This window comes from Mycobacterium sp. NPDC003323, assembly GCF_053589535.1.
In genome coordinates this window covers 226751-238588 of sequence record NZ_JBSFSB010000001.1, presented here as the reverse complement: position 1 = coordinate 238588, position 11838 = coordinate 226751, and the positions used below count along the sequence as shown (strand labels likewise).

Sequence of the window (11838 nt, the reverse complement as noted above, 5' to 3'; positions counted from 1 at the left end):
TGTAGGCGTTGGGGTATGAATCCGCTACTTAGATTCAGCCCAGTCGGTCAGACCACATCGAGACTGAACTCACGTAGATTCGCCCAAAGCCGCGCTCACCTGCTCGAACGTCGTTTCGTCGAAGGCGACGATCCGGACCTGCGTGACATTCGTCTCTGCTGCCGTCACGGTGTCGATGGCCGCGGCGATGGCATCGTCCTTGGGCCAGCCGTAGATTCCGGCGCTGATCAGCGGGAAAGCGATTGCGCGGGCACCGAGTTCGTCGGCGACCTGCAGGCTGCGGGCGTAGCACGAGACGAGCAGCGCCCGATCACGCTGACCTGCGCTGTAGTTGGGGCCGACGGTGTGCACCACCCAGCGCGCCGGTAACCGGCCCGCGGTGGTCCAGCCGGCGTCGCCGGTGGCCAGGCCGTCGGGGAAGCGTGCGATGCAGTCTTCGAGCACGGCGGGCCCGCCGGCGCGGTGGATGGCGCCGTCGACTCCCCCGCCGCCGCGCATGGCGTTGTTGGCGGCGTTGACGATGGCGTCCACGTTCTGCCGGGTGATGTCGCCGTGCACGGCGGTGATGGTCGGCATGGCACCCACTATGCCTGCGCCAGCGCCAGCACCTCTTCGGCTGACGGCGGGCTGGCCGGGTGATAGGACAGGCACCACGGCGCGGTGACGCGGTGGAACGACTTGCCCTCGGTGGCGACGTAGAAGTTGCCGGCACGCAGTCGGCTGATATCGCTGATCAGTCCGCCCTTGGCGCGGGCCATCTCCTCGGCGGTCGCGATCTGCACCGGCGAGTTGAGCAACCCGTAGAACTGGGTGGCCGCGTTGCCGGGGATGTGGTTGTGCAAGCCCTTGGGTGCCTGGGTGGCGAAGATCAGCCCCAGGCCGTACTTGCGGGCCTGTGACGCCAGCGCCAGCGTGCTGCGGGTGCTGGCGGTCAGTCCGCGCGCCGGGGCCAGCGTCTGCGCCTCGTCCATCACCAGCAGCCCGCCCAACGGCTTGTCGCCGGCCGGGTTGCGTTTGATCCAGGCGAACAGCGCCATCTGCAGCTGGCTGACGAAGCTCTGCCGCTGCTCGTCGCTGGGCAAGCCGATCATGCTGATCACCGAGACGCGGGCCCGTTTCCCATCGGCCGGGGTGAGCAGCACACCGGGATCCAGCGGGGTGCCGGCGCCACCGAACAGCGGATCGTTGACGGTGGCCGCGCGCAGGTTCTGCGCCATCTCGGCGGCCATCTTGCGCGCGTCGGCGAGCTCGCTGACGTCATCGGGCAGGTCGGCGAGCATGTTGATGAACCCGGGCAGCGTCGGCGACGGGCGACGGCCATACTCCTGTAACGCTTCTCGTAGCACCGCGCGGGATCGGGCGGCCTTGGCGGTCTGCCCGGCGATCTGAGCACGCGGTTCCAGGGCGGCGACGGCGGATTCGACGGCCTCGATGAACTCATCGTGGTCATCGCGCACGCTGTCGAAATCGGGCAGCGGCTGGAAGGCCACCGGCCGGCCGGTGGAGCGGCGCGGCGTCCAGATCACGACGTCGGTGTTGTCCAGGTAGTCGCGGGCGCGCTCATCGTCGGAGCGGCGCCAGCCCGTCGGTTTTTCCGGCCAACCGGTGCCGAGGCGGGACAGATCGTTGTTGGGGTCCAACACGATCGACGAGACACCGCGCAGCGCGGCCTCCTCGACAAGGCGGCGGATCAGCACGGTCTTGCCCGAGCCCGACCCGGCGAAGATGGCGACGTGTTTGCGCATGGCGGCCAGGTCGATCGCGACGGTGTCCTCGGTGCGCACGTCGATGCCCAGCGGCATCTTCGTCTTGCCGGCGCTGAACTCGGGGCCTTCGGGCGTTTCGACTTCGTCTTCCTTGATGATCTGCGTCGGTGCGTCGCCGTTGAGGTTGAGCGCCTCGCGCAGCACGGTGATGCCGTGCGCGGGACGCCGCACCCGCAGCCATTCGGTCAGGCCGGCGACGTCATCGTCGATCAGGTCGCGCAGCGCGGTCATGGTGCGGATGTCGTCATCGGGCAGCGTCAGGGTGCGCCCGCCCTGCTCCTCGAAATCCCTTATCAGCGCCTCGGTTTTCGGGCCGGACGGCCACGGGTGGTTGCGCAGGAAGAACAGGCTGCGCCGGTCATTGCCCGCGCTGAGACCCGTTGCGCTGAGTGTCTTCTTGATCCGGTTCTGGGCGGCGACGGCGTTGGTGGCGCCGATCGCACGGAACGCCCAGTGCCGCTCGTCGTCGGTGGCGGCGTCCAGGGATTGGCGCAGCCGGGCGTGCAGCACGACGTGCGAGCCCGGTGGCGGGTCGCAGACATAGGACTGGTCGTCGCCGTGCTCGGCGATCCACGCGGTCAGCGCCGCGCCCAGCAGCGCGGGCACGGCGGTGTCCTCGCCGTCGGCGTCCAGCGCGGCGGCCGGCACGGCGCGGGAACGGTATTCGGTGAACAACCGGTCGATCGGGGAGGTCGTCGGCGTCTCGGACTTGTCCGGTTTTGTCGACGCGGGTAGGGGCTTGTCGAGATCCTCGAGCTCGATCACCTCTTCGCGGCGCAGGCATTCGCGGACGTGGGCGTCGGCGCGGATCAGCAGCTGGCGTGGGGTGTAGCCGGTGGTGCCCTCGAACGCCGACGGTGTGATCGGCCAGCTCGGGTACGGCGGGGTGAAACCGACCGTCAGATAGGCGGATTCGAAGCGGCGCTCCAGGATGGCGCGGCCGATGTCGGCGCTGGGCAGCGGGGCCAGCGGCGCGGTGACGCGGAACCGGTCGGACACGCTGGCGGTGGCGCGGTCGCGGATGCTCTCCCATGCCGAGGGCAGGCACGCGACGACGGGCACGGTGCGGCGCATGGTCTGGCGCACCGACATCAGGCCGTGGGCCACCTGTTCGAGCACACCGTCACCGCCGGTGTGGCTCTCGCCGGTGCGGGCCGAGGACTGCGCCAGCAGGGTGTCGATCTGGTCGAGGGCGAGGATCGAGGGGCCGGCCAGCGCGGCGAGTCGGGCGATATCGCGCACGCAGTGCTGGGCCGAAGGTGCGGTGCCGCGCAGCCGCCAGTGCAGTCGGTCGTCGGCGCCGGCCTCCTCGCTGCCCTGTAGGTAGGAGTCGCCGATATCGCGGGCGACAAGGTCGTTGGCGGACAACAGAACCAGCGCGCGCAGCGTCTGGTGGCAGTCGCGCACATCGCGGCGGGCCTTGGCCAGTTCGTTGACGAAGGTGTCCAGGGTTTCGCGGTCCAGGTCCTCGTCGCCGATGATGGCGCGCCGGTCGGCGCGTGACACGTGTGCAATCGAGGACAGTTCCCACAGCAGGTCTTTGAGCTGGGTTTCGCGGGTGGCGCCACGGCGGCCCAGGCTTTCCAGCACGCCGGCGCGCACCGATTCCCAGAAGCTGGCGGCGTCGAGCAGTTCGACGACGAAGAAGTAGCCGCCGCCGGCCTGCGCGCGTTCGCGGATCTGGCCGAGGAGATGGGTCTTACCCGAGCCGGCCTCACCGCGGATGGTGACGCCGAGCGGGGCGGATTCGGGGTCGCGCAGCGCGTCGTCGAAGGCCTCCATGACATCGTCGACGGCGCGTTCGTTGAGTCCGCTGACGTGGGTCGGGGCCTGGGGTCGCCACAGATCGTCGCTGGTGGGTGCCCAGGTGAGCCTCAGGGCGGCGAGCGCCTCGCGGTGTGCGTCCTGCATCAAACCTCAATCGCGATCAGGTGTTTGGCCTTACCGCCGATGGTCAGCGCGGCGGCCCGGTCCTCGTCGGCGAGGGCCTTCTGGTTTTCTTCGGGGATCAGGCTGACGGCGCCGGTGCGGTACAGCTCGGTCAGCGTGGTGTCGAGATCGTCGACGTCTTCGAGCTCCTGGCGCAGAGATTTCAGGCCCACCCAGGCGCCGGGGCGTGGCGCGAGCGCGGTGTAGGTGGCGGTGATGCGGGCCGCGGTGCTCTGCGGCGGTGCCGAGCCGAACACGTCGGCCAGGCTGAGGTCGGCGGCGCCCAAGTGGCGGTTCAGGCCGGCCAGCACGGTGTAGAGCGTCTTGGCGGGGCCGGTGGAGCGTGGCGGGGCGCCGGCGGTGATGATGTCGCGGCACAGCCGCCAGCCGCGGTCGGTGAGGTCGTGCACGTAGCGGCCGGAGGACCGGTCGGATTCGATGAGCTTGAGCTCGTTGAGCTTGTCGCGGCTGGGTTTGTCCAGTTTGGGGCCGAATTCGACGAGTTCGGGGTTGGGCACGGGACGGGCCTGGGCCATCAGGACGAGCAGTACGGCGCGTTCGGTCCCGGTCAGGTCGGCGGGCGTGACACTCACGCGTTACAACGTAGCGGCATCGGCATGGTGGCGTGCCGGCTAGCGGATCCGGTCGATGAAGGGAACCCGGTCGAGCACGGGATTGTCGCGGATTCTCGGCGCCGGGGCCGGTCCGGGGGCCGGCGGTGGTGGCGGTGCCTGAACCGGCGGTGGGACGTTGAGCAGTTTGGCGCGTTCCGGGGCCTTCGGTGCTGCGGGCGCGGGGGCGAGGTTCTGCGCGAGCTGGGGACGCGGGTCTGGTTCGGGTTCCGGCGCGGGCCGCGACGGCCACGCCAGCGTCAGGGACACCGAGACGACGAACACGATGACCGCGGCGACGAGGGTGACGGTCAGGGCTTTGACTTTGCTGAACCCCGGTGTGGGTTCGGGTTCGTCGGGGATGCTGGCGGCGTGCGCGGAGGCCAGCGCGGCGCCGCGGGTCAGCGCGAAGTCGGCTTCGGTGGCGGTGATGACGGGCCGGTCGGCATCGGCGCGCAGGGCGGTCACGAGGTCGTCGGTGTCGGCGGAGCCGAGGATGTAGACGGCGTCGGGGCTGGGTTTGGCGGCGCGCACGACGGCCAGTACGCGGTCGGTCAGGGTGGCAGCGTCGGCGTGATCGACGCTTTCGACGTGGATGTGGAAGCCGTCGACGGTGGCGACGACGGAGCTGTCGGGTTCGACGACGCAGACGACCAGGAAGTCGTGGCCGGTCAGGTCGGCGATGCCGCGGGCCAGGGCCTCGGCGGCCTCGACATCGCGGACCGGGACAACGGGGGCTCCCCCGCTGTAGGTGTCCAGGGCCTCGCGGACCTTGATGGCCTCGTCCTCGGCGTCGTGCGACCAGGTGAGCCCGACGGCGTGCAGGTCGGCGTCGGCGGGCAGTTGGGCCAGGTAGTCCTCGATCTCGTCGACGTCGAGGACGCGGCGGTCCAGGTGGTCGCCCTGTCCGGTGACGCCGTCGACCAACTCGCCGTGGACGTCCTTCGAGGTGACCGAAAGACCCAGTACGAGGCTCACGTCGTTATCCCCCTGATCTGTTTCTGTGATCTTGAGGTTACCCAGTTGGGGCGGGAACGACTCGTCGTGGCAGGGCGCCGCCGCGGAAGTGGGTATGCCGGTGCCCGCCTTCGAGCGACAAAGCAGCGACAGGTCGGGTTTGCCGTGGCAGCAAGCGTTGCGGCCGGCGGCGGACCACCGTTCGCTGTCATGACCATTCGTGGTCGCAGTGGCTGCAGTGCCACATGTCGCTCTTCGGGCAGCACCCGCCCATGTACCGCCACGGACCCCACTCGTCCGGGCTGGTGGGCATGCCGTATCCGATCGTCTGCGTGCGTCGGCCGCCGCATTCCGGGCAGGCCGGGTGTTGGGCGAACTGGTACTTCACGAAGCTCGTGTAGCCGCCCGACCGCATCCGGCCGGCGCAGCGCCTACAGAGCACTGCGGGCCAGTCCCGCGCGTCGTACCGCGTCGACAGCCGGTCCGGGTTGCGCTCCGGGTAGTTGGCTGTGGTCCGGATCGGCGACAGCGGCTGCGGACGCGGCAGCGGGTCGGCGGTATGCACGTGGATCTGATCGCGCGCATCGGCGTTGGTGAGGTCGATTTCGTCGTGGCAGCTGTGGCAGTTGCCCCAGAAGCCGAGCAGGTTGCGCGCCTGGGCCACCGTCGAGTGCCCCCAGCGGTCCCGGCGGTTGCCGTGCACGGGAGTTTCGTGTAGCGCCAGGATGATTCGCTCGGCCTCCTCGTCGGTGAACCGCCAGTCGTCGAAGGCGTCTGGCAGGTCGAGCAGCATCGCCAGGGTGGTCAGATCCACCAAATGCATTGAGTAGCGCCGCAGATTGAGTGCTGCGCCGCCCAGGCCGTCCTCCTGGTCGATGTGCGCCAGCACCGTCAGGACCGACACGGGGTCGGTGCCGAGCACGATGACCGCCCAGTCACCGGGTCGGGCGTCGCCGAACGCATAACGCCACGGTCGGTAGGGCGACCGGGGCTCCAGGATGGTGATGATCCCGTCCTTCCAGTCGGTGGCTTCGAGCACGTGCAGACGGATGTGAGCGGTTTGCGGCATGACGCTATTGTCCCAGGTGGGTATGACATTTCTGGGTTGCTCGGGTACTGGTTGAGGGCTGGTGGTCGTGGTAGAAACAGCGGGTGACCGAGGCCGATGATCCGCTGCTGCTGGGCCAGCGCGTGGTGGCGATCCTGGAGACCGGTGCACGGGTGGCGACGTACAAGCTGGCCACGCTGATGGCGCTGATCGACCACTGCATCGAGAATCTTCCGGAGCAGTCTTCGGACTCGCTCGTCGTGCCGATCCCCGACCTGGCGCACCGGGTACTGGAACTGTATTGGCGTCAGGTCCGCCCGTTCGAGGGTCAGGATCTGCGGCAGTCGAGCGGCGAGAAGGAACGAATCCCGCGCGCCGTCCGTGCTTTACGCGCCGTATCCCCCACGCTCGGTCTGGCCGCGGCGTCGCCGCTGTATCAGTCCACCATCGATGAGATCGGGTTGTGCCTGGCCCAGCAACCGCTCTATCGGTTGCAGCGACTTCCCGGTGGCGAAGCCGGTGAGCCATTTCTCTACGACGACAGCTTCCTGCACTCGGGCGTGTCCCGGCGGGCGCTGCGCGCGCACGGCGACGCCATCGTGCTGATGCCCGGTGTGGCAACGGGATTGGCGCGGTTGGCCGGGTTGTTGAAGCCGGCCTTGGAGATCATGTGGGTCGAGGATGTCCGCCGGTTGAACAAGTTCGTGTTCGACGACGCCCCGGATATCGCGGGACATCTGTTCGGCCGGGATCGGGTGGCGCTGGCCGCGGTGCGCGGGCCGTTCAAGGAGGCGTTCGGTGCCCGATGCTTCTATTGCGGTGCGGGGCTGCCGTCGGACAACCCGATCGACCATGTGCTGCCGTGGTCACTGGTCGGGATCGACGGGCTGGCGAACCTCGTGCTGGCGTGCCTTCGCTGCAACTCCGACAAACGGCATGCGCTACCGGCGGTCGATATCGTCGCCTCCGTGCTGGACCGCGACCGGACGGCGCTCGAGCAGATCGCGAGCGAGATCCGTTGGCCCACCGAGTATCGGCGCGTCGAGGCCGCCGCGAACGGTCTCTATCGGACGCAGCCCCCCGGGGTGGCGATGTGGTCGGGCTACCGGTCGAGCGTGCGGTGGGATGTGGCGTTTCCGCCTGCGTGGCGGGGAGGATCTGCGACATGATGATCTATCGGGTTCGGGCCGAATTGGACGGCTCGGCGCCACGCGTCTGGCGGCGTTTCGATGTGCGCTCGGATCTGCCACTGGACGTGGTGCACCTGGTGCTGCAAACGGTCTTCGACTGGGAGAACCGGCATCTGTACCGATTCTCGATGGCCGGCGGGCCATTCGAGGCGGACAGCGTGAAGTTTCTGTGCGACGAGGATGTCGCCGAGGGCGACGATGGCACACCCGCGACTCGGGTAGCGCTGGACACGACGATACGTCGTGCCGGGGACCGCTTGGCCTACGTGTACGACTACGGCGACTGCTGGGAAGTGACGTTGGAGCTCGAGGAGGTCGTCACCGCACTGGACGATGTCTCGGCCGTAACGGCGATCGACGGCGTCGGTGCTGCGCCGCCAGAGGACAGTCGGGGTTCGAAAGTGGCTGGCTCACCGTTCGATGCCCGCCGGGTCAACAATATTTTGCACGGGCCCGGCTTCAGGGCGATCACCTATGGTGTGGAGCCCGAACTGCTCGGACTGATCGGGCGGCTACGGGCGGGGCCAGTTCTTTCCCACTTCGCCGAGCAACTCCCCCTACTGAGCACGGGTCCGACGACAGTCAGTGATGCTGCGTTGCACGCCAATCTTGCTGCGTTCCAGTGGTTTCTGGATCGCGCCTCCGACGGCGGTATCCCGCTGACTTCGGCGGGCTATATGAAACCCGCCGAGGTGGTGGCGGCGTCCGCCGCACTGCCGGCGATGGCCGAGTGGATCGGCAAGAACAATCGCGAAACGCATTGTGCACCGCTGCTGGACTTTCGGTCGGCGGTGCAATCGCTGGGCCTGCTGCGCAAGTACAAGGGTGCGCTTGTGCTTACGAAGCTCGGTATTGCAGCGCAGGCAGACCGCGCCACGCTATGGCGGCATTTGGCTTCCCGTCTGATTCCGCAGGAGCGGGGTTCCTTCGAGAGGCAGGCGACGATGCTGCTCTTCACACAGGCCGCCGGGGCCGAGGACGGTCTGCTGAACCTCGACGTGGCCGCCGCCGCGATGTCGCAGCTCGGCTGGCGGCTGCCCGACGGTAGGCAGGTGCCGGATTGGACGTTCTACCGGTTGCTCGCCTATGACGTACTGATGAATGTGTCCGACCGGCCGCGACGGTTCAGCGAGCGGGACCGGGTCAGTCCGGCGGCGGCAGCGTTGGCACGGGCCGCGTTGCGGCGGTGACTTTCAGTGTTCCCACACCGGACGCTCTCGCCTGTCAGCGGTGACAAAGGCCCGTGAGATGCAGTACCGCCCGCAGTACTACCGTTCGGGCAGTCCTACCGGTAGTACTGCGTTTCGCGGTGCCATGCCGCCGATTTTTCTAGCGGACTGGTAGATGCGAGACAACAATGTATGTGGTGGCGCCCTCCAGCTTCGGAATCAGGACGATGCTCTTGCGTTTACCTTCGTAATTGTCGCACGACCCGTAATCCGCCGGATTGATGGAAGCGCCTGCGAAGGCGAGCATCTCGTCCGTCGGGTAAACGATGATCGGCGCGAGGTCGAGCCCCTTCATTTGCGCGTTCTTGCATGACTCAGCGAGGACTTGACTACGAGGAGCCGTGAAGCTGATGACTGCTTTGTCACGAAAGTCTTCCAGTGGCGGTCTCGAGACCGTGACCGCCTCAGCGTCACTGGGCAGCTCGATGTTGTAAGCATTCAGGATCTGGCGAGCGTCTTGCAGCGGTGGCAGCTTCGGCTCTCCAGCGTGTGTACTTGTCGGGTCGTCTGGAGCGCCGCCGCTGCAACCTACAGCCGCCAGAGTGCAAGCAACTCCGATAAGAACGAGAGTCCTAACCACCACTGTGAACGCCTGCGCTTCCGGTCATTGTGAACTCCTTGGCCCAACCAATCAGATGAAAGCGTCCAAATTGGCTGTCGGTGATCGGCATTCCGCCGATCGGCGTTGACTTCGTGACATCCCAGTTGTACCGGTCGCGGATGTTACATCTGCGTCGAGCGCGTATGTCCATTGTCCGCCGGGTTGTGCTGGTGGGTATACCGTAACTTCCCCATTGAGGTTGTGGTCGAAACTGCCGACGGCCAGATACCAGTCTCGCTGATCATTGGGGATCGTGACACCGTCCCACGCAGTGTTGACCGGATACGTGATGGGGGGTTTGGGCCGGGCCCGCGGAACGGGAGTCATCGCGGGAACTCCGGCGGCAGGTACTGCCCGTGCACACCGCGCGGATCGCCCTGCTGAAAGAGCCGGTCTTCCCGGTCGGCGCGCTGGGCGAGCATGTCGCGCTGGAACTGTTCACGGCGCTGGTGCTCCTCGCGCTGTTGGGCGGCCCGCAGCGCCCAGAATCCGACACCGGCCAGCACACCGATCACCGCGAGAACGACGAGCAGCCAGGGGTGTTGGGCCACCAGGCCCATCAAGAAGAACACGCCGAACACCGCCAGCGCGATCAGCGGCCGCCGATTGCCGGTACGCACCACCGAGCCGTTGCCCGCGACGGCCACGGCCGAGGACGGCCCGCCGCCGAAGATCGCGACCAGCGCCCAGATCGGCAGCCACAGCCCGCAGGTGAGCAGGGTCAGCACCAGGTGCAGCCCGTGGCTGGTGCCGCCACCGTGGGACACCGCGACGGCCACGGCCTGCGGCGCCGGATGCGCCGGCGGGGTCGGCGTGAAGTGTTCGGTCCAGCGGTGGCCGTCGTGGTAACGCTGGCCGGGTTGGCCGGCGGGGTCCGGGTACCAACCGGGGTTCGTGTTCATGGTGTCCTCCGTTCTCAGGTGAGCCGGACAGAATGGCAGGAACCACCGACAACCTCGATCGGCTGCGTTGTCGGTGCCCCGCGCTAGCTTCGCCGTGGGAGGTTCAAGACATGCAGGAGTACGTGCCGGACAGGGTGCATGTGGTGGTGGGGTCGCCGTGGCGTGACGCGGTGTTTGCGCTGCTCGGCGCGCCGCTGCGACCCTGGTCGGTCGACGGCGAGGTGCACCGCGGGGACGGCGTGCTGGTCGTCATCGACAGTGATCCGCAGCTGGTGTTGACCGATGTCGTGGTGGTCGGCGCGGACGGTGACGTGCATGTGTCCATCACCGAAGAGACCCGCGGGCGGTTTCATGTGCCGACTGCGTCGGTTGCCGATATCGAGGCCGACGTGGGCTGGGCCCTCGGCGGTGTCATCGTCGGTACGCGAGTCGGTGAGCTGATGGCAGTTATGGATGAGCACGGGTGGAAAGACGGTGCCGCAGCAGGTTTCGGGCAGACGACGCTGGCGGCGGCCCGCACGTTGCTCACCTCGGGCGGGTACTGCACCGGGTGCGGCGTGACCTTTCCTGTGCGGACAGCCGCGGGTCGTGATTCGGTGTCGGTGTGGGCCGTCGAGGGATCGTCGGGACCGAGGCACTCACCGGACGACTGGCCGGCCGCACTATGCGCCGAGTGCCGAAACCGGGTGGCAGAAGGCGGTTTCACTCGATTCCTGGACTACCGCTTCGCCCGTCACCCGCGCTGCCCACGCTGTGGCGGACAACGGACCATGGCGGCATCCTTCGGGATGCCGATATTCCCCGCGCAGGAGCCGCCCTGGGTGGACCAGCGGGGATGCGTCGTCACGCCGGACGAGTGGACGTGCAGCCTGTGCGAGCACTACTGGTAGCCGGTCACCGGCACGCTAGTCGACGGCGCGCCTGAACAGCTCGGCCGGACGACCCCGACCGGCGGCCACCCGCTCGCCGGTCGGAATCAGGTGTGGTTCCATCGCGCGGCGAAAGGTGTCGCGCTGCAATGCCTCCCCGGCGAGGGCTTCGTGCACCAGGCGCAGATCGCGCAGCGTGAACGCTTCCCCCAGCAGCCGGTCCGGATCGGGTGTGGCGGCGTAGCGCGCGCGCACCTCGGCGACGGCCAGGGCGATGATCTCGCGGTGGTCGTACACCAGCCGACCGGGCGCGTCGACGGGCACCAACCGGGTGGCGGCGTGTCGGTCGGCGAGCTTCTCGGCCGGGACCACGGCGACGTGCGCCACCGATAACACCCACCCGCGGTCATCGCGGTCTGGGGCGTCGAACACGTGTAGCTGTCGCGGATGCAGATCCCGGACGCCGGCCTTGTCCGCCAGTGACCGGTTGACCGCGGCGGCGAGCACCTCGCGCTCGTGCAGGAAGGTCCCGGGTAGCGCCCAGCCGCGGGTGCCCGGCCGCGGAACTTGCAGCACCAGCAGCTGCTGCTCGGTTCCGATGGTGAGCACCGCGGTGTCGACGGCAACCGAGGGCCGCGGGTAGTCGGTGAGACTCTTCCCGCTGCTCTCAGGGTCGGTGTTCGTGGTCATTGTCGGAGCCTCAGCGTACAGTCATCCTCAATTAGCGCAATATCGC

The 11838-nt window shown here is 68.0% G+C and carries 11 protein-coding genes; 3 read left to right on the top strand and 8 right to left on the bottom strand.

Features of this window, described 5'->3' with window-relative positions; all coding sequences use genetic code 11:
• Positions 1–69 precede the first annotated feature (69 nt).
• The 5 genes from ACWDUN_RS00880 to ACWDUN_RS00860 all read right to left on the bottom strand — a co-directional run bounded on the left by ACWDUN_RS00880 (position 70) and on the right by ACWDUN_RS00860 (position 6332).
• The gene (locus ACWDUN_RS00880; protein WP_449923297.1) at positions 70–576 is read right to left on the bottom strand and encodes an O-acetyl-ADP-ribose deacetylase; all 507 of its coding nucleotides are present in this window, start codon (positions 574–576) and stop codon (positions 70–72) included.
• An 8-nt stretch (positions 577–584) separates the two neighbouring features.
• Positions 585–3677 carry a helicase HerA domain-containing protein gene (locus ACWDUN_RS00875; protein ID WP_449923295.1) on the bottom strand — a complete coding sequence of 1031 codons (3093 nt, stop codon included), beginning with the start codon at positions 3675–3677 and terminating at the stop codon, positions 585–587.
• Positions 3677–4288, bottom strand: a complete 612-nt coding sequence (locus ACWDUN_RS00870) for a hypothetical protein (protein ID WP_449923292.1) — start codon at positions 4286–4288, stop codon at positions 3677–3679. Before ACWDUN_RS00870 ends, ACWDUN_RS00875 begins: the two co-directional genes overlap by 1 nt.
• 39 nt (positions 4289–4327) lie before the next feature.
• Positions 4328–5284 (bottom strand): DUF7159 family protein, encoded by a 957-nt coding sequence (locus tag ACWDUN_RS00865; protein ID WP_449923289.1) that lies wholly within the window; start codon positions 5282–5284, stop codon positions 4328–4330.
• Positions 5285–5471: 187 nt separating this feature from the next.
• Positions 5472–6332, bottom strand: coding sequence for a hypothetical protein (locus ACWDUN_RS00860; RefSeq protein ID WP_449923286.1), 861 nt, complete (start codon positions 6330–6332; stop codon positions 5472–5474).
• An 83-nt stretch (positions 6333–6415) separates the two neighbouring features.
• Here ACWDUN_RS00860 and ACWDUN_RS00855 point away from each other — a divergent pair, with 83 nt between their 5' ends.
• The gene (locus ACWDUN_RS00855) at positions 6416–7480 is read left to right on the top strand and encodes an HNH endonuclease (protein ID WP_449923284.1); all 1065 of its coding nucleotides are present in this window, start codon (positions 6416–6418) and stop codon (positions 7478–7480) included.
• Positions 7477–8691, top strand: a complete 1215-nt coding sequence (locus ACWDUN_RS00850) for a plasmid pRiA4b ORF-3 family protein (RefSeq protein ID WP_449923281.1) — start codon at positions 7477–7479, stop codon at positions 8689–8691. Before ACWDUN_RS00855 ends, ACWDUN_RS00850 begins: the two co-directional genes overlap by 4 nt.
• 139 nt (positions 8692–8830) lie before the next feature.
• Here ACWDUN_RS00850 and ACWDUN_RS00845 read toward each other — a convergent pair whose 3' ends face one another.
• Both ACWDUN_RS00845 and ACWDUN_RS00840 read right to left on the bottom strand, forming a co-directional pair.
• Entirely contained in the window at positions 8831–9025 is a 195-nt protein-coding gene (locus ACWDUN_RS00845; RefSeq protein WP_449923278.1) for a hypothetical protein, read from the bottom strand.
• 629 nt (positions 9026–9654) lie between these two features.
• On the bottom strand, positions 9655–10233 hold the full coding sequence (locus ACWDUN_RS00840) for a DUF2510 domain-containing protein (protein ID WP_449923275.1): 579 nt from the start codon (positions 10231–10233) through the stop codon (positions 9655–9657).
• 110 nt (positions 10234–10343) lie between these two features.
• Here ACWDUN_RS00840 and ACWDUN_RS00835 point away from each other — a divergent pair, with 110 nt between their 5' ends.
• Positions 10344–11123: a hypothetical protein gene (locus ACWDUN_RS00835; RefSeq protein ID WP_449923273.1), complete on the top strand. Its 780-nt coding sequence runs from the start codon at positions 10344–10346 to the stop codon at positions 11121–11123.
• Positions 11124–11138: 15 nt separating this feature from the next.
• Here the strand turns inward: ACWDUN_RS00835 and ACWDUN_RS00830 are convergent, their stop codons facing one another.
• Complete coding sequence (locus ACWDUN_RS00830; RefSeq protein WP_449923270.1) at positions 11139–11792, bottom strand: NUDIX hydrolase; 654 nt, start codon at positions 11790–11792, stop codon at positions 11139–11141.
• Between the last annotated feature and the right edge of the window lie 46 nt (positions 11793–11838).

What these genes read in the sequence shown, in the direction of transcription:
- ACWDUN_RS00875 (WP_449923295.1), bottom strand. Translation starts at nt 3,677, where the DNA reads ATGCAGGACGCACACCGCGAGGCGCTCGCCGCCCTGAGGCTCACCTGG.
- ACWDUN_RS00880 (WP_449923297.1), bottom strand. Translation starts at nt 576, where the DNA reads ATGCCGACCATCACCGCCGTGCACGGCGACATCACCCGGCAGAACGTG.
- ACWDUN_RS00845 (WP_449923278.1), bottom strand. Translation starts at nt 9,025, where the DNA reads ATGAAGGGGCTCGACCTCGCGCCGATCATCGTTTACCCGACGGACGAG.
- ACWDUN_RS00860 (WP_449923286.1), bottom strand. Translation starts at nt 6,332, where the DNA reads ATGCCGCAAACCGCTCACATCCGTCTGCACGTGCTCGAAGCCACCGAC.
- ACWDUN_RS00835 (WP_449923273.1), top strand. Translation starts at nt 10,344, where the DNA reads ATGCAGGAGTACGTGCCGGACAGGGTGCATGTGGTGGTGGGGTCGCCG.
- ACWDUN_RS00840 (WP_449923275.1), bottom strand. Translation starts at nt 10,233, where the DNA reads ATGAACACGAACCCCGGTTGGTACCCGGACCCCGCCGGCCAACCCGGC.
- ACWDUN_RS00850 (WP_449923281.1), top strand. Translation starts at nt 7,477, where the DNA reads ATGATGATCTATCGGGTTCGGGCCGAATTGGACGGCTCGGCGCCACGC.
- ACWDUN_RS00830 (WP_449923270.1), bottom strand. Translation starts at nt 11,792, where the DNA reads ATGACCACGAACACCGACCCTGAGAGCAGCGGGAAGAGTCTCACCGAC.